Consider the following 16,619-nt stretch of genomic DNA (forward strand, 5'->3'; position numbering starts at 1 on the left):
ACCTTGCAGTCATCTCTTGGTGGGGCGACGATGAGGTATGGCCATTCGGAAGGTGCTCATCGTCTGCTTCGACGGCGTGCAAAGCCTCGATGTGACGGGGCCGCTCGAGGCGTTCACCGGGGCGAATACCGCGCGAGCGGCGCAAGGGCTCGGACCGGCCTACACGATCACCACGGCGAGCCTGGGTGGGCAGCCGGTGCGCACGTCGAGTGGTTTGCTGATCGTTCCCGAAACCGATCTGGACTGTGTCGAGGATCCGGATGTCTTGCTCGTACCCGGCGGGTTGGGCGGTGCGCAGCGCGACCCGCGGCTGGTGGCGTGGGTGCGGGAGAATGCCGCGCGGGCGCGGCAGATCGTTTCGGTGTGCACGGGTGCGTTCCTGCTCGCCGAGGCGGGGCTGCTGGCGGGGTGTCGGGTGACAACGCACTGGGCGCATTGTGCCGCGCTGGCTGAGCGTTTTCCCGACGTTCAGGTGCTGACCGAGCCGATTTTCGTTCAAGACGGCCTGATTTCGACCTCCGCGGGTGTCACCGCGGGTATCGACCTCGCGTTGGCCATTGTCGAAGACCACCTCGGCCGGGATACGGCGTTGGCGGTTGCCCGGCACCTGGTGGTGTTTCTGCGGCGGCCCGGGGGACAAGCTCAATTCAGCGTGCAGCTCGCTACCCAGATGGCCCAGCGCGAACCGGTGCGCGAGGTGCAGCAGTGGGTGGCCGAGCATCCGAATTCCGACCTGTCGGTCGAGGCGCTCGCCCAGCGGGCGAGTTTGTCGCCGCGGCAGTTCACCCGGGCGTTTTCGGCCGAGGTGGGCATGCCGCCGGGACGTTATGTGGATCGGATTCGCCTGGAGGCCGCGCGCCGCCAGCTCGAGGACACCAATCACAGCATCGAGGAAATCGCCGACGACTGCGGATACGGCACGACGGAGGCGATGCGGCGCGCGTTCCTGCGCATAGTCGGCGTCGCGCCCGCCGAATACCGGCGACGTTTCCAACCGAGTTTCGTACCTTCTCTAGGAGAATCATGAAGATCGCGATCCTGCTGTTCGATCGTTTCACCGCCCTGGATGCCGTCGGGCCCTATGACGTGCTCAGCCGCCTGCCCGGGGCCGAGGTCGTCTTCGTCGGGGAGTCCGTCGGTCCCGTTCGCAACGATGCCGGCAGCCTCCAACTGGTCGTCGACGCCGAGCTGACCGAGGTGCTCGACCCCGACGTCGTGCTCGTCCCCGGCGGCCCCGGCCAGACCGCGCATATGTCCGACGGACCTGTCCACCAATGGCTACGGCTGGTAGACGAAACCAGCACCTGGACAACCTCGGTCTGCACCGGCTCGCTTATCCTCGCCGCCGCCGGACTGCTCACCGGCCGCCGAGCGACCTCCCATTGGCTCGCCCTCGACAAGTTGACGAATTTCGGCGCGATCCCCGTCAGCGAACGCGTAGTCCACGACGGCAAATACGTAACCGCCGCCGGCGTCTCCGCAGGCATCGACATGGCCCTCACCCTCGCCGGAATAATCGCCGGCGACGAAATCGCCCAATCCATCCAACTCCTAGCCGAATACGACCCCCAACCCCCCTACAACGCAGGCTCCCCCACCACCGCCCCCACCGAACTGGTAACCCGCCTCCGCGAATCCAGCCGGCACCGGGAGCAGCAGGCGTCCTGATCGAAAGATCGCTTCGCGTAGGCGATTTCATCCGATCGATGTTATGGATTTATAACATGCATATGGTGGAACGGATCTGTAACATGGTGTGCCGGTCCGATAGTATCGGTTGGCGGATATTCCCTGATAGGTAGCATCTTGCGTCTAAAATTTGCTCAAGTCGGCGAGTCTTCAAATGATCGCTAATGTTATGGAGCTATGACATGAGATTCATGTGATGGTACCGTAACGTCATGACGCAACCTCGGACGCGACGCCAGCTGGTTCAGCTCGGCGCGGCGTTGCGTAAGGCTCGCGTCGATGCGGGGCTGACGCAGGATCAGCTGGGCGAGTTGGCGGGGGTCTCTCGTCAACTGGTGAGCCGTGTGGAGACCGGTAGCGCGCGCGGAGAAATCGGGCGTGTCATCGAGATCGCCAGTGCGCTAGGGCTGCAACTGGTCGCTGTGCCCATGTCACATCGCGGCACCGCATCGCGTGATCAACAGGCGATTCAGGATGTATTCGCGCGGATCCAGCAAGGTGGGTCGCTGTCGAACCCGCCTGAGCCGGAGTCCCATGAGTGATTTGGTCGTGATCCTCAACGGGGTGCTGATCGGGGCCGTCACGCATGCCGGTGGGCGGCCCCGCTTCACCTACGCCGACGACTATGCCGCCAACCTCGATGCCACCCCGTTGTCGTTGTCGATGCCTCCGGCGGTCGGACGAACGTACGACCATCGCATCACTGCGCCGTGGCTGATGAACCTGCTGCCCGATGACGCCAACGTGCGTGAACGTCTGGCTCGTGAGTTCGACGTGTCTCCGCGCAGCGCGACTGCGTTGCTCGAACACGTCGGTCGCGACTGTGCCGGCGCCGTGCAACTCGCAGCCCCCGAGGACGTCGAGGATGTGCTGACTCGACCCGGCAGCTTGGAGGAAGTCACCGATGTGCAGATCGGTGAGCGGCTACGCGGGCTGCGGAGCATGCCGGCACAGTGGACGCAGTCCTGCGAGCGCTGGAGTTTGGCAGGAGCGCAATCCAAGTTCGCCGTCGTGCGTTCTGCGGACAGCTGGGCATATGCGCACGGCAACGCTGCCAGCACGCACATCATCAAACCGGGAATCGAACGCTTTCCGGGGCAGGCGTTCAATGAGCATCTGTGCTTGCGCGCGCTGGAGGCAGTGGGGATCGTCGCAGCAGCGTCTGAATTCATCGAGTTCGATGGCGTCGCTGCGATTGTCGTCGAACGGTACGACCGATTGCGCGTTGCCGATGGCGGGGTGCTCCGACTGCATCAGGAGGACATGTGCCAGGCGTTGTCGGTGTCGCCTGACCGCAAATATGCCGCTGAAGGCGGGCCTTCGGCCACTGTGATCGCAGGTCTTCTGGCACGCGAGGCCAGCCAGCGAGATGTCGACCGATTCACCGATGTTGTTGTCGCCCAATACTTACTCGGCGCTCCGGATGCCCACGCCAAGAACTACTCGGTGATCCTCAACGGAATCGACATCACCTTCGCACCTATATACGACGTAGCAAGTTCACTGCCATACGATCCCGAACGGGGATCGGATCTGAGTCGAGTGGCGATGCCGATCGATGGTCGGTCGAAGTTCGGCGAAGTCACCTTGCATCACGTCGAGAAGTTCGCCCGAAAGGCGGGCACGGATCCCGATCGACTCGTCGCGCGGACTCGGGAGATCGCCGTCGGACTGCCTACAGCGCTGGCCGAAGCCGATCGTGGCATCACCGACCCCGCGCTGGCGGATTTGCGTGCGCGGCTTGTCGACACCGTGGCCGGACACTGCGCCACCATCGAAACATAGTCGACACAAGGGTGATCCTCGCGGATCTGCCGACGACCTGTCTCAATCTCGAGGGGATGAGTTGTTGCGGGTAGCGAGATGGGTTGTTGCGGTTTGGGCGTGGGTGGTGCCTTCTAGGGCTTGGGCTTGTTGGAGTCGGGTGTTGATGGTGCGGGATAGGGTGAGGGCTTCGGTGAACAGGGTGAGGGCTTCGGTGGGGTTGCCGGTGGAGAGCAGGATCTTTGCGGTGTTGATCAGGGATTCGGCTTCTTTGAAGCGGTAACCGATCTTTCGGTACATGGCTAGGGCTTGCCGGGAGAGTTCGGTGGCCTGGTCGTGGTTTCCGGTTTCTCGGTATACGGCGCTCAGGTTGGTGAGGGCGTCGGCTTCGCCGAGGCGGAAACCGGTCTGGCGGAATTGGGTCAGGGCCTGCTGGGAGAGGCGGGCGGACTGCTCGAAGTCGTTGGTTGCGCGATAGACAGTGGCGAGGCTGTTGAGGATGTTGGCTTCGCCGATGCGGTGGCCGTTTGCCCGGATCAGGGACAAGGCCTGCTGGATGAGGTCGATGGCCTGCTCGTGGTGGCCGGTGTCTCGGCGCACCAGGCCGAGGTTGACGAGGGCGTTGGATTCGCCGATGCGGTGGCCGATCTCGTGGAACAAGGTCGCGGCGCGGAGGAACAGGTCGGCGGCCTGCCGGTAATCCCCGGTCTCGCGGCGCACGCTGCCGAGGAAGGAGAGGGCTTTGCCTTCGCCGAGCGGGTGGCCGATTTCCTGGAACAAGGTCAAGGCTTGTTGGAGGAGGTGGGCGGCTTGTTCGTAGTCGCCGTTGTCTCGGCGCACGCCGCCCAGGTTGGTGAGGGCGTTGGCTTCGCCGAAGGGAGAGCCGGTCTCCCGGAACAGGTTCAGAGCTTGCTGAAGTAGATCTGCGGCTTGTTCGTAGTCGCCGTTGTCTCGGCACACCCCACCTAGGTTTGCGAGCGTGTTGGCTTCACCGAAGCGGGAGTCGTTCTCCTGGAACAGGTTTAGTGCCTGATACAGGAATTCGGTCGCTTGGTCGTAGTTCCCGGTTTGCCAATGCACGTTGCCGAGGTTGCGGAGTGTGGTGGCTTCACCGAAGCGGAAGTTCTTCTCCCGGTATAGGTTTAGTGCTTGCTGGAGGAGGTCGGTGGCTTGGTCGTAGTTTCCGGTCTGCCATTGCAGGATGCCGAGATTGGTGCGCGCGTTGGCTCGGCGGAGGGGGTCGCCCAAGTGGTCCGCGGCCTCGACGGCGCGCTGGTGCAACTGCCGCGCCGAGGGCCACGGTCCTTCGCGCTCCAGTAGTTCCGCCAATACCTCGGTCAGTCGGACCATCCGCGCCGGATCGTGGTCGGCGGTGTATTCGACGCAGGCCAGCAGATTGGCTCGCTCGATTCGCATCCACGCCAGCGCATTTCGTTCGTTGTCGAACTTCTGCACGATCGGGCCGGCCTGGACGGAGATGCGGTCGCGGTCGGCGGGGTGATGTCTGCGCGTCAGCCATTGGTCCGCGGCAGCGGTGGTGCGCTGGTAGTAGTCGAGCAGTCGAAGCACCGGCTCGGTGACGTCGCTGGAGGACGCGACGGCGAGGGCGCGCGCGTATTCGCGCACCAGGTCGTGCAGGCGATACCGGCCGGGTGTGGTCTCTTCGACGAGGTGGTCGGTGTAGAGAGCGTCTAGTTCGGCGCGTGCCTCGACGAGGGAGATGTCGTTCAGCGCGGCGACGGCGTAGGCGTCGAAATCTGGCCCGGGGTGCAGGCCCAGCCTGCGGAAGAGTTGTTGTCCTTCGGGTGGCAGGCTCTCATAGGAGGCGGTGAATGCGGCGCGGACTGCGCGCTGGCCGGCGTTGAGTTCGTCGAGTCGGTTTCGGGCGGTGCGGAATTCGTCGGCGAGGCCGGTGAGGGTCCAGGCGGGGTGGTGCGCGAGCCGCCCCGCGAGTAGCACGATCGCCAGCGGCAGGTACCCGCACAGTTGGACGATTTCGGCGACCGCCGTGATGTCGTCGCCTTGCGGTTTCCGTTGGGCCAACCGGCAGAACAGGTCTGCCGCCTTGTCGGGGTCGAGGGTGTCCAGGGGGAGTGGGAGGGCGTCGTCGAGGGCGATGAGTCGGCGGCGGCTGGTGATCAGGGTGAGGCAGTCGGGTCCGGTGGGGAGCAGTGGTTCGATCTGGTCGTGGTCTCGGGCGTCGTCGAGGATCAGCAGGATTCGTTTGGTGGCGACGCGGTCGCGCCACAGGTCGCGGCGGGCTTCGAGGGTGTCCGGGATGTGGGTTGGTGCGATGCCGAGGCCGGTGAGCAGGGTGGCCAGCACCTCGGTGGGATCGGCGGGTGTCTGTCCGGGAGTGTGTGAGTTGAGTTCGACGAAGAATCTGCCGTCGGGAAATGTCTCCGTCAGCAGATGCGCTGCTCGGGTGACCAGCGTGGTTTTGCCGACGCCGGGCATGCCGTCGATGGTGTGGATGGAGACCACCCGGCCGGGTCTTGCGGCATCGAGGATTCGCTGCACCTCGACGTCGCGGCCCATGAAGGTGGGGATATCGCGTCGTAGTGAACTCGTCACCGTGGGGCGTACGGGTTGGGTGATGGCGGCTTTCCACACGCGCCGCCACGTCGATCGGTTCGACAACTCCGATGGGACGGGACCGGGTGTTTGCCGGGCGAGCGAAATGAGTGTCACCAGTACGGGATCCAGTGATTCGAAGCGGGACGGCACGTTGCGTCCGGTGCGCCAGTCGCTGATGCGTTGCATCGATGAGCGCTGGCTCTGTGTGGGTGTGCGGGCGGCCTTCAGCCGAGTTTCGGTGGTGGCTACGACCCGTTGCAGTGTGGGGTTGCCTGCGGCGTCCCACAGGTCGGCCAGCCTGGCCACGAAGAGCGCCCGAGGCGAGAGATCTTCGCCGCGATCGCCTTGCCGACTGGGTTCGTTTGTCATCGCCTGCACATCCACAGACGATAGGGGCATCGTCGCGGATCCGACCTTGCCCATCTTTGCTCAGGCTGCTGGTCAGCGCCTTCTGTCGGTATCCGACCAGGTGTCGTCGGACTCCCTGTGCACCATCGGGTCCGGCTCGCCGGGGGTGATTTTCGGCAGGGGAGCGGTGCGGGTGCGTTCGCTCGGAGGAGCGAATTTCGGGGTGGATCGGCGGAGGGACCGGCGGGACAGTGTCGAGGTTGCGAAGAATTGTTCCAGTAGGTTCGCGCCGCGTTGGGTGCCGCCGGCGGCGGTGAATCCGGCGGCTACTCGTTCGGCGCCGGTGCGGTGCGACATTGCTTGGTGGACGCCGGCGCGCACGGTGTCGACGCTCATCTGCTTCTTCGGGATCCAGGTGCCGGCGCCGTTGCTCACTACCCGTCGCGCTACCTCGGACTGGTCGCGGCCGAACGGCACTACGCACACGGGAACGCCTGCGGCCAGGGCCTTTTGGGTGATGCCCATTCCGCCGTGGGAGACGACGACGGATGCGTGATCGAGGAGTAGGTGGTGTGGCAGGAAGGCTTCGACTCGCGCGTTCGACGGGATGTCGAAGGTTGCGGGATCGATGGCGCCGGAGGTGACGACGGTGAACAGCTCGCTGTCGGCGAGCGCGTCCATGGCGACTTGGGCCAGGCGGCCGTCGTCCTGGAACTCGGTCGAGCAGGTGACGATCGCCAGCGGCCGATCGATCTCGTCGAGCCAGGCCGGTCTGGCGGCGTTCGGCGCCCAGAGGCTGGGGCCGATCTGACGCACCGAGGCAGGCCAGTCGGTGTGCAGGTCGTCGAAGGGTGGTGCGGTGAAATTGAGCAGCAGCGGTGGCTGGCGCAGGTAGTCGAGGGTGTTGTCGAGGGCGGGCAGGCCGTAATACTGGCGCGCCTGGTTGAGCAGGGGCAGCACCTCGTTCCACATCCGGTTGAGGACCCACTGCACGGAGTTGTCGCGGGCGCGGCCGAGTGCTCCGGTCTTCGGGAAGAAGCCGGGACCGAACGGCGGCACGTCGCGCGAGGGAATCGGGAGCAGCATCGGCGCCCAGGAGGCCCACGGCAAACCGCTTGCGGCCGCGTAGATTTGGGCTCCTGGCGTGGTGATATCGATGAGTAGGGCGTCGGGTCGTTCCGCGGCGATGGCGGATCGGATGGCCGCGATTTCGTCGGGGATCCGGGAGGTCAGTGCGCGAACGGCGGCGCGCAATGCGGAGATCTGCGACTTGGCTGCCCAGTCGTTCAGGGTGTCATGCGCGAGGGCAGGCGGGAGTTCCCGCACCGTGACCCCGAGTGGGCTCAATGCTTTTTCGCTGCCGGGCAGCGTCATCACCGTTACCTGATGGCCGCGCGATACCAGCTCAGCCAGGACCGGCGCGATCGGGTAAAGGTGTCCTTTTGCCGGCGAGGTGAAGGCCAGGATCTTCGTCATGCAAGTCAGGCTAACTCATAGCTACCTAGCGAGGCGAACGAGTTGGTGTTACGTTCTTGCTATGGCGGGCAAATATACGCCCTGGGGATTTCTGGCTCTAGGTGCCATTTTAGTGACCGTTATGGGGATGAACCCGATGAGTGGTTTGGCATACGCGAGAGAAACAGACTTGGGGTACGAGCAAATAGCAACACCTCTGCAATCTGCCGGCAACTGGCTGGTCGACAGCACAGGCCGGGTCGTCGTCTTGCACGGGGAGAACGTGGCGAACAAGCGGGCGCCGCACCTGCCGTCGGCGCTGGGATTCGGCGGCGAAGATGCCGAACTGCTGGCCCGCGAAGGGTTCAACGCGGTCCGGTTGGCTCTGTTCTGGTCGGCCGCAGAGCCTGCACCAGGGCAATACGACGACGCATACCTCGGTGAGGTGGCCCGGACGGTTGCACTGCTGCACAGCCGCGGCATCTCGACCGAACTCGAGTTTCATCAGGACATCTGGTCGGAAAAGTACGGCGGTGACGGCGCACCCGACTGGGCCTCGATCGACGACGGCCTGCCCAACGGCGCCCACGATCTGATCGGGGCCTACCTGTCGAATGCCGCGTTCTGGCGCGCGACCGACAACTTCTACGTCAACCGTCCGGCCGCCGATGGGGTCGGCATCCGCGACCGATTCATGGATATGTGGCGACATGTCGCCGGCTACTTCGCGGGCACGCCGGGCGTGATCGGTTACGGTCCGCTCAATCAGCCGCCGGTGGGGGCCGCGTTCCTGCCGTGCCTGTCCGACCACTGCCCGCCGGACACGATCGAGCACGTGCGCTCGTTCAGCCGGGACGTCGCCGCCGCGATCCGCGAATCCGATCCGGTGACGCCGATCTGGGCGGCGCCGCCGGTGACCGCCAACTACGGCACCCATCCCGATCTAGGTCCGGCCCCCGGCCCGAACATGGTGTACGGCTTCAATTCCTACTGTGTGGTCGCCGCGTTGCAGGGGGGCGGCGGCACCGGGTGCGCGCCGCAATGGGAAGCGTCGGCCGCGCAGGCGACGCAATACTCCGCGGAGGCTCGAATACCTGCCGTGGTCACCGAATTCGGCGCCACCGGCGCGGCCGACGCGCTCGTCGAGAACGCCGGAGTCTTCGACGCGCATCAGGTCGGCTGGTTTCACTGGACTTACCTCGGCGGTGATCCGGCCACGGTCGCGAAAGACGCGGACAGTCAAGCGATCGTCGTCGACGCGCGACAGCCGCGCGTGGCCGGCAATGTGCGGGAGGGGAACCTCGACGCGCTCGCCCGCCCGTATCCGCAGCTGACCGCAGGCACGCCGGGGCCTTGGCATTTCGATACGGGCACAAGAGAATTCACTTACCGATGGAACATCGCGCGAGCCGCGGGCGACGGGGTATTCGCCGACGGCTCCGAGACAGTGATCGCGATACCGCAACGCCAGTACCGCGACGGCTATCACCTGCGTATCGACGGCGGCCGCCGGGTATCGGAACCTGGTGCGCCGCAACTGCGCATCGCGTCCTGCCCGGGTGCCGGGCAGGTCTCGGTCGCGGTGCTGCCCGGTTCCGGACCAGACCAGCAGAGCTGCTGACCGACTTCGCTTGCCCGGCAATCTCATCGAACACCCGGACCGACCAGAAGGACGAACCGATGAAACTCCTGAGCATTGGACTCGGTATAGCCGCGGCGGTCGCCGTGACAACGGTGCCCGCCGCCATGCCGATCGCGTCGGCCGCCGACACCGGGGTGCGCTACGTCGCGTTCGGGGACAGTATGACCGTCGCCCCCTTCGGCGGCGGCGGTGGCGTGCTCGGCCTGCCGACGTTCCAGGCGCAGCCGAAAACCGTTCCGGCGCCGGATCCGATGGTGTGCGCACGCAGCAACTTCGGCTGGCCGTCGATCATGTCGGCGCAGTGGGGGCTGGGCGAGCCGCAGACCGGCGACTGGGCCGACTACGCCTGTCAGAGTGCGACAACGGATTCCGAGCCGGTGAACAATCTGCGCACCCAGATCGACCAGTCGGTCAAGGATGGAATGCTCGGCGCGGCAACGAAGTTGGTGACGATCCAGATCGGCGCCAACGACATCTGGCATCCGGGCCAGGTCTCGAACTACGCCTACACCTTGGCCATGTGCTTGACCGATATCGTCCGCGGCTGCGACTACCGCACGGATCCCGACCATTACATCGACGCCGACGCGATCGCCGGCCCCGGCCTCGCGGCCCGGCTGACGCACGGCAGTCGCGGCGACATGATCGGCGCGATCCGCGCGGCAGCGCCCAACGCGCAGATCAGATTGGTGGGTTACGAGGATCCGCTGCCGCCGCCCGGAGTTCCATTCGTCTGCTTCTCCGCGCTGGGCGTGCATGTTCCGTGGCCGCAGAATCGAACGGCGTACGCGCACTTGATGACCGACAACATCGAATCCGCGATCCGGGACGCCGCAGCGCAATTGGGGGTGGGGTTCTGGTCGTTGCAGCCGGTAGGCGGCGGTCACGATCTCTGCTCACCGGCCACGCATTGGACCGGCCTGCTGGATCCGGGCGAGCCGTTCTTCCCGTTCCACCCGACGTTGGAGGGGCATCGCGCGCAGGGCACCTTCCTGAACGGGGTTCGCCTCGCCGAAGGGATCAACTGACGCTCGAGTCACAACGATCAAAGTTCTGGATCGCGAACTTAGATCGCACCGCGCTATAGTCCCAGGCATGGCAAGCGACCCGAAGCAGCGCAGGGCGGCGCGGCATGCCCAGCCCGACGCCGGGGCCGCGCCGCCGGCTCGCAAGCCGCCCATCACGGTCGAGCGGATCACCGATGCCGCGTTGCAGGTCGTGGCCGAGCAGGGGTACGACGCCCTGACCATCCGCAGCGTCACGAACGTCCTCGGCACGGGCCCGTCCTCCCTCTACGCCCACATCGTCAACAAGGCCGACATCGATGACCTGCTGGTCGGCCGATTGTGTGCCCGGATCGTGCTGCCGAAGCCCGAGCCGGCCCGATGGCGCGAGCAACTCCACGACGTCTACGCCCAGTTGCGCGACCAATACCTGGAATATCCGGGCATCTCCCGCGCCGCGCTCGCGATGGTGCCGACGAATCTGGAAGCACTGCGGGTGGCCGAGGGGATCTTCTCGATCCTGCTCGCCGCGGGGATCGAACCGCGGATCGCCGCTTGGGGGATGGACGCGCTGTCCCTCTATGTCGCCGGCTATGCCCTGGAGCACTCCCTGGTCCGGCAACGGCAGAAGGCCGAGGACGCGGCCTGGGTGCTGAGTTCCGAGGAACTGGCCGCCCGCTTCGGCGCCCTGCCCGAGGCCGCGTTCCCGAACACCAGGAAGTACGTGACCGAGCTGACCTCGGGCACCGGACACCAACGATTCGACTTCGCCCTCGGGCTGCTCATCGACAACCTCGCGCCAAGCTCCGCCGCGGACTGAAGGTTCCTTGCGGTCGTGGTCCTCTCGTGGTTTTGTCCGTGAATCACGCCACCGTTGATCGGTGGATCTCGGCACCACTCCTGCGCCGGAAGGTGTTGGTATCCGCGAATTTTGACACCACCTGGCGGGTTCCAGTGGCAAGACCACCCTGTTGTCCGTTGCAACGGCCCCTAGGAGTGGACCCGTGCCGCCGAACCAATCCAAGGCGCAGCTGTTTGCGGCGATCCGCCGGGACTCGAGAGCGGCCCATGACTTCACACCGGGCCTTTCTGGCACGCCCAGCGACCGGACATGCCGACCGGGGTGACGTCGAACTCATCGATAAGTGGTATCAGGATTCGCACTTACGGCCACCTCGCGCTCCATTTCCGCGGAGAAGGACGTGGCCGCGACGGCGCGGCGTACGTCTTCGTTGACCAGGTCGATGTTCATCATCGCCCCCGTCAGCCCGCCCTGCGCGGCCGCGTCGATCACCTGTGCGCGGTGGCCTCGCACGTTCCCTGCCGCCCATACTCCAGCAACGGCGGTCGCGCCCACCTGGGGGTCGGCGTTCAAGGTCGCACCGATGACCTGGCCGTCCATCTCCTTCTCCTCGGCCCGAAGTCCCAGCTCGGCGAGCAGATCGTCCACCTTCGCCACCGACACCGGGAAGACCACCGCAGCCTGGACGGCGGTAACCCTGTCACCGACCCGGATGCCGCTGAGCTCGTCATCGGTGACCTCGATGCCGGTGACGTGACCGGGCACCACGGTGATCTGGCGCGCCGCGAGTTCGGCCCGCTGGAGCGCGGTCAGCTCCACGGCCTCGTTGGTGAACAAGATGATTTTGTCGCTCCACTGGCGCCACAACTGCGCCTGGTGGAGTGAGGCGGCGCCGCCGGCGATGAGGCCGATGGTTTTATCCCGCACCTCCCATCCGTGGCAGTACGCGCAGTGCAGAACGTCCCGGCCCCAGCGGTCGGACAAGTGTGGGATGTCGGGCAGTTCGTCGACGACGCCGGTGGCGACGAGTACTCTCCGGGCGTCGAGGGCCGTGTCGTCGGCAAGGGTGACTCGAAGGGTGAATTCACTGACCCGTTCCACACCCACCGCGGTTCCGCCGGCGACGATGCCGCCGTACTGCTCGACCTCCGAACGTCCAATGGCCAGCAGTTCGCGTGGGTCGACACCCTCACGCCCGAGGTAGCTGTGAACCTGTCCGGCAGGCGCGTTACGGGGCGAGCCCGCGTCGACGACCAGCACCTTCCGCCGGGCACGGCCCAGCGTCACGGCTGCCGCCAGTCCCGCAGCACCCCCACCGATAACGACAACGTCGAATGCATTCATGCCGCGAGACTGCCCACCCTCCGGCACGCCCGGCAAGATAACTTGCCAGCATGGCAAATGCTTGAAGGGCGGCCAGAACGTTCAGAACCGAGCATTCCTGACACGCCCAGCGACCGGACATGCCGACCGGGGGACGTCAAGATTCACGGATACACCCACCCCGGATCGGCCCTGAGTGACGTCGAAATTCACCGATCAGTGGTATCAGGATTCACTTACGGCCATCTACGCGGCGATGTTCGTCGTTCAGGCCGGTATCAGCACCGGACTGCACAGCCAGCTGCCGTCCGGCACCGTCTGGGTGCTCGTCGAATACGTGGTTGCCCAGGGCATCGCCGCGGTCGCCCACGTCCGGAGCCTCTCCATCACGGCCGAGGCCTCAGTTGCGTTGGTCTCATTCATCTTGACAAATTCCATCGTGACAACAACTATTGACTTGATCCTCAGTCAAGTCATTTGACCTACGATAAATCTCGATAGGAAATCGATATGACCGCGGTGCCGTCGCGTATGCGCTTTCAAGTGGGCGGGCAGCGCTCTCGGATCGACGCACCGGAACTGGATTCGGGCGCGCTCCTCGACGCCGCACGCCAACAGGTCGAGCCGCTGTTGCGCGAGGCGGTAGACGGGCTCGCGGCCCCGCTGCGACGAATGGCCGGATATCACTTCGGGTGGTGGGATGTCGAGGGCCGTCCTACCGGCTCGACACTAGGGAAGGGGTTGCGTGCCGCGGCGACTTTCGCGTCGGCGCGAGCGTGGGGTGCCGATGCCGCGGTGGCGGCGCCGGCGGCGGCAGCGGTGGAGCTGCTGCACAATTTCACGCTCATTCACGACGATGTGATGGATGGCGACCATCTGCGTCGTGGCCGGGCGACGGTGTGGCGCGTGTGGGGTGTCAGTGACGCCGTGCTGCTGGGTGATGCGTTGCATGCTTTGTCGACTCGCGTCCTCATCGACAGTTCGGACAGTGTCGGGGTCCGAGCGGTTGCGCTGATGGCATCGACGGCCCTGAACCTTTGCGCAGGTCAACATTTCGACTGCGCCTGGGAGCATGGCGGTGGCGTCGATGTCACCGACTACCTGCTGATGGCGTCCGGCAAGACCGGTGCGTTGCTCGGGGCCGCGTGTGCGCTGGGCGGGTTGTACGCCGGGGCCGACGACGCCACCGTGGCGGCGTTGGAAACTTATGGCCGGGAGACAGGCATCGCATTTCAAATCATCGACGACCTGCTCGGCATCTGGGGCGATGCGGCCACTACCGGAAAAACACCTGGCAACGATCTAGCTCGGCGAAAACAAACTCTTCCGATTATAGCGGCGCTCGAATCGGACAATCCCGCGGCAGCCGAGCTGGCAGGTCTGTATTCCGATGACCGAGTGCTGAGCAATGCCGACTTGGCTCGTGTTGCCGAGTTGGTCGAGCAAGCGGGCGGAATGACTGCGGCACGGCAATTAGCCGAGCTGCATCGACTCGCGGCCATGGCGGCACTGCCCAGTTTTATCAACCCGTCCGAGCTGCGAATCCTTGGTTCGTCGGCTATCGACCGCAACCGATGATTCGATAGGAGTCCGAGTCACGATGCGAGCAGTATTCAGCCGGCACCGAGAACTGCCGAACGGCGGTGTGGAAAATCAGGCGATTCCGACTGTTCCAGGAGCGCTGCCGCTGGTCGGGCATTCGTTGGCGCTGCTGCGGGACCCGTTGGCGTTCATCTCGGCACTTCCCGCGCACGGCGATGTGACGACGATACGAATCGGGACGCTTCCGATGGTGATGGTGTGCGATCCGCTACTCACCCGGCAGGTTCTGTTGGAGGACAGCACCTACGACAAGGGCGGACCGGTCATGGACAAAGCCGCCGAAGTGATCGGTGACGGTTTGATCACCTGCCCGCACAGCAAGCATCGACGTCAGCGTCGGCTGTGCCAAGCGGCGTTTCATCCGGACCGACTCCCCGAATTCGGCGCGGTGTTCGAGCGCGCGGCGAAAGAAATAGCGAGTTCCTGGCACGACGACCAAGTCGTCGACGTCGATCGAGAATTGATGGCAATGACAGCAGGCACGGCCGTGCTGACAATGTTCGCCAACACCCTGCCGGAGACGTCGGAACAGATTATTGCCGATTTGGTCACGGTGGTGGAGGGAGCGTTCCGGCGAATGATCACACCCCCGTTCCTCAACCACTTCGCCCTGCTGGGAAACCGGCGCTTCGACCAGGCGAACAAACGGTTACGGAGTGCGGTGGCCGACGCCGTCGGCAGACGTCGTGCGGACGACGCCGACCACAGCGACCTACTGGCTTTCCTGCAGGAGGCCGTCGATTCCACGGAACACCCGGACAGCAGCGATCGGCTGACGGATATCGAACTGGTCGACCAGATCACCACCTTCTTCGGCGCCGGGACAGAGACGACCGCGAGCACAGTGGCCTGGGCTCTGTACCTGCTTGCCCGTCACCCCGAAATTCAGGACCGGCTTCACCAGGAAATCCACGACGTCCTGGCCGGTGAACCGATGACTTTCGAGCGTCTGACTGACATGGAAATGGCAAGTCATGTCATCAACGAGACGCTCCGGCTTTATCCGCCGGCCTGGCTGCTCACCCGCACAGTCACGAAGGACACTTCGCTGGGCGGCTTCCGGCTTCCGGCCGGGACCACGCTGGCCTACAGTCCCTACATCATTCACCGTAGATCGGATTTGTACCACGATCCCGATCGTTTCGACCCGCAGCGCTGGCGAAACACCAAGCCCGATCGAACGGCCTTCATTCCGTTCAGTGCCGGAGCCCGCAAGTGTATCGGCGACCGCGTCGCCATCACTCAAGCGACGATGGCATTGATCGCTATTGTCGGCCAATGGCGCCTGACGCCGCTTCCGGATCAATCTCTGAAGCCTGCTGTCAAAGCGACCTTGACTCCCCGCCATCTTCGCCTCCGTGTTACGGCGCGCCGATCCCGGTAACCACCCGAGCCGCCCGAATAGATTGGAGAACCACAATGTCGGTGGACGCAGGACAAGCAGTCGACGGTTTGCGCATCCCCTTCCCCAGCGCCCGCAACCCGCGAACAGAGCTGGTCCGTAAGCCGCATCGGGACTGGATCGACAGCATGGGGATCGCCCCTGCGGCGACCGCGGATATCGGTGCCGACCTTCCGCTCATTATCGGCCGTCTCTATCCACACGCCGGTGTAGACGAGCTGGCCCTGATCACCGACTGGAATTGCTGGGGCTTTCTCTACGACGACGAATTCAACGGCCGTCTGGGCGAATTGCCCGGGGCGGTAGCCGCCTCAGTCGAGGAAATGATCGAAATAATCTGCGCGCCAGCGGCTTTCCAGGAAACTTCCGAGGTGCCGTTGGCTCGCGCGCTCGCCGACATGATGCGCCGGTTCCGGGACAGTGCGTCGGCGATCTGGTTCCATCGATTCAGCGAACACTTCGCCGCGGGCCTGACCGGTTTCGCCCATCACTCCGCCGCTCGCGCGAGGGGCGGATCAACCAGCATCGAGGACTACCTCGCCCATCGACGACTCGATATAGTGTCCGACCCGCTGCTGGATTTCATCGAACTGACCGACGACTGCGAACTGTCGCCGGTAGTGCACACCAGCCCGGCGATGCTTCGCCTGCGCCGGGCCGCATTGGACATCATCATCATGATCAACGACGTCTTCTCCTACGACAAGGAACTCCGCTGCGGCGACACGGAGAATGCGGTAGCCGTCCTGGAACGATCGACAGGGCTCACCCGCGAAGAGGCGACGGCCCACGCGATCGAGATCGCGAACCACAATATCCTCACCCTTGTCGAAGCCACAGACACCCTGCCGGCAGCATTGCGCAAGCTCGACGCCGACCTCGACCAGATCGACCGAGCCCTGCGATTCCTCACCGGAGTTCAGACCGTGGTGAAGGCTACATACGACATCCACCTCGAAAGCGCCCGATACGCCGAATAAAAGTACGAACTACGTCGTGCAGGTCAATGGA

The 16,619-nt window shown here is 64.8% G+C and carries 14 protein-coding genes; 11 read left to right on the forward strand and 3 right to left on the reverse strand.

All coding sequences use genetic code 11. The annotated features are described in order from the left end of the window. Positions 1–37 precede the first annotated feature (37 nt). The 4 genes from AB0M22_RS17415 (at position 38) to AB0M22_RS17430 (ending at position 3,474) form a co-directional block, all read left to right on the forward strand. Positions 38–1,027, forward strand: coding sequence for a GlxA family transcriptional regulator (locus tag AB0M22_RS17415; protein WP_364727289.1), 990 nt, complete (start codon positions 38–40; stop codon positions 1,025–1,027). Next, positions 1,024–1,668: a DJ-1/PfpI family protein gene (locus AB0M22_RS17420; protein ID WP_364727296.1), complete on the forward strand. Its 645-nt coding sequence runs from the start codon at positions 1,024–1,026 to the stop codon at positions 1,666–1,668. The genes AB0M22_RS17415 and AB0M22_RS17420 overlap by 4 nt, the downstream gene beginning before the upstream one ends. 233 nt (positions 1,669–1,901) lie before the next feature. Continuing rightward, a complete protein-coding gene (locus AB0M22_RS17425; protein WP_364727299.1) occupies positions 1,902–2,231 on the forward strand; it encodes a helix-turn-helix domain-containing protein in 330 nt (109 codons plus the stop codon). Positions 2,232–2,238: 7 nt separating this feature from the next. Then, positions 2,239–3,474, forward strand: a complete 1,236-nt coding sequence (locus AB0M22_RS17430) for a type II toxin-antitoxin system HipA family toxin (protein ID WP_364729770.1) — start codon at positions 2,239–2,241, stop codon at positions 3,472–3,474. Between the two features lie 42 nt (positions 3,475–3,516). Here the strand turns inward: AB0M22_RS17430 and AB0M22_RS17435 are convergent, their stop codons facing one another. Both AB0M22_RS17435 and AB0M22_RS17440 read right to left on the reverse strand, forming a co-directional pair. Next, positions 3,517–6,399 (reverse strand): tetratricopeptide repeat protein, encoded by a 2,883-nt coding sequence (locus AB0M22_RS17435; RefSeq protein WP_364727302.1) that lies wholly within the window; start codon positions 6,397–6,399, stop codon positions 3,517–3,519. A gap of 72 nt (positions 6,400–6,471) precedes the next feature. Further along, the gene (locus tag AB0M22_RS17440) at positions 6,472–7,854 is read right to left on the reverse strand and encodes a nucleotide disphospho-sugar-binding domain-containing protein (RefSeq protein ID WP_364727305.1); all 1,383 of its coding nucleotides are present in this window, start codon (positions 7,852–7,854) and stop codon (positions 6,472–6,474) included. Positions 7,855–7,915: 61 nt separating this feature from the next. Here AB0M22_RS17440 and AB0M22_RS17445 point away from each other — a divergent pair, with 61 nt between their 5' ends. From AB0M22_RS17445 to AB0M22_RS17455, 3 genes are all read left to right on the forward strand, one after another. Further along, a complete protein-coding gene (locus AB0M22_RS17445; RefSeq protein ID WP_364727308.1) occupies positions 7,916–9,454 on the forward strand; it encodes a cellulase family glycosylhydrolase in 1,539 nt (512 codons plus the stop codon). A 59-nt stretch (positions 9,455–9,513) separates the two neighbouring features. Further along, positions 9,514–10,503 (forward strand): SGNH/GDSL hydrolase family protein, encoded by a 990-nt coding sequence (locus AB0M22_RS17450; RefSeq protein WP_364727311.1) that lies wholly within the window; start codon positions 9,514–9,516, stop codon positions 10,501–10,503. A 67-nt stretch (positions 10,504–10,570) separates the two neighbouring features. Beyond that, positions 10,571–11,299 (forward strand): TetR/AcrR family transcriptional regulator, encoded by a 729-nt coding sequence (locus AB0M22_RS17455; RefSeq protein ID WP_364727313.1) that lies wholly within the window; start codon positions 10,571–10,573, stop codon positions 11,297–11,299. A gap of 315 nt (positions 11,300–11,614) precedes the next feature. On the opposite strand, the gene AB0M22_RS17460 is transcribed toward AB0M22_RS17455, so the two are convergent. Then, a complete protein-coding gene (locus AB0M22_RS17460; RefSeq protein WP_364727316.1) occupies positions 11,615–12,625 on the reverse strand; it encodes an NAD(P)/FAD-dependent oxidoreductase in 1,011 nt (336 codons plus the stop codon). Between the two features lie 175 nt (positions 12,626–12,800). On the opposite strand from AB0M22_RS17460, the gene AB0M22_RS17465 reads away from it, so the two are divergent. The 4 genes from AB0M22_RS17465 to AB0M22_RS17480 are packed head-to-tail and all read left to right on the forward strand — an operon-like array spanning position 12,801 to position 16,588. Further along, on the forward strand, positions 12,801–13,085 hold the full coding sequence (locus AB0M22_RS17465) for a hypothetical protein (protein WP_364727318.1): 285 nt from the start codon (positions 12,801–12,803) through the stop codon (positions 13,083–13,085). 29 nt (positions 13,086–13,114) lie between these two features. Then, positions 13,115–14,182 (forward strand): polyprenyl synthetase family protein, encoded by a 1,068-nt coding sequence (locus AB0M22_RS17470; protein WP_364727321.1) that lies wholly within the window; start codon positions 13,115–13,117, stop codon positions 14,180–14,182. Between the two features lie 22 nt (positions 14,183–14,204). Next, the gene (locus AB0M22_RS17475; protein WP_364727325.1) at positions 14,205–15,590 is read left to right on the forward strand and encodes a cytochrome P450; all 1,386 of its coding nucleotides are present in this window, start codon (positions 14,205–14,207) and stop codon (positions 15,588–15,590) included. Further along, positions 15,485–16,588 carry a hypothetical protein gene (locus AB0M22_RS17480; RefSeq protein WP_364727328.1) on the forward strand — a complete coding sequence of 368 codons (1,104 nt, stop codon included), beginning with the start codon at positions 15,485–15,487 and terminating at the stop codon, positions 16,586–16,588. Before AB0M22_RS17475 ends, AB0M22_RS17480 begins: the two co-directional genes overlap by 106 nt. Positions 16,589–16,619: the final 31 nt, after the last annotated feature.

It is taken from the genome of Nocardia sp. NPDC051756 (genome assembly GCF_040681495.1).
In the GTDB taxonomy this organism is placed as follows: domain Bacteria; phylum Actinomycetota; class Actinomycetes; order Mycobacteriales; family Mycobacteriaceae; genus Nocardia.

Coding starts and splice junctions, on each gene's coding strand:
- AB0M22_RS17415 (WP_364727289.1), top strand. CDS start 38: ATGGCCATTCGGAAGGTGCTCATCGTCTGCTTCGACGGCGTGCAAAGC.
- AB0M22_RS17420 (WP_364727296.1), top strand. CDS start 1,024: ATGAAGATCGCGATCCTGCTGTTCGATCGTTTCACCGCCCTGGATGCC.
- AB0M22_RS17425 (WP_364727299.1), top strand. CDS start 1,902: ATGACGCAACCTCGGACGCGACGCCAGCTGGTTCAGCTCGGCGCGGCG.
- AB0M22_RS17435 (WP_364727302.1), bottom strand. CDS start 6,399: ATGACAAACGAACCCAGTCGGCAAGGCGATCGCGGCGAAGATCTCTCG.
- AB0M22_RS17440 (WP_364727305.1), bottom strand. CDS start 7,854: ATGACGAAGATCCTGGCCTTCACCTCGCCGGCAAAAGGACACCTTTAC.
- AB0M22_RS17445 (WP_364727308.1), top strand. CDS start 7,916: ATGGCGGGCAAATATACGCCCTGGGGATTTCTGGCTCTAGGTGCCATT.
- AB0M22_RS17450 (WP_364727311.1), top strand. CDS start 9,514: ATGAAACTCCTGAGCATTGGACTCGGTATAGCCGCGGCGGTCGCCGTG.
- AB0M22_RS17455 (WP_364727313.1), top strand. CDS start 10,571: ATGGCAAGCGACCCGAAGCAGCGCAGGGCGGCGCGGCATGCCCAGCCC.
- AB0M22_RS17460 (WP_364727316.1), bottom strand. CDS start 12,625: ATGAATGCATTCGACGTTGTCGTTATCGGTGGGGGTGCTGCGGGACTG.
- AB0M22_RS17470 (WP_364727321.1), top strand. CDS start 13,115: ATGACCGCGGTGCCGTCGCGTATGCGCTTTCAAGTGGGCGGGCAGCGC.
- AB0M22_RS17475 (WP_364727325.1), top strand. CDS start 14,205: ATGCGAGCAGTATTCAGCCGGCACCGAGAACTGCCGAACGGCGGTGTG.
- AB0M22_RS17480 (WP_364727328.1), top strand. CDS start 15,485: ATGGCGCCTGACGCCGCTTCCGGATCAATCTCTGAAGCCTGCTGTCAA.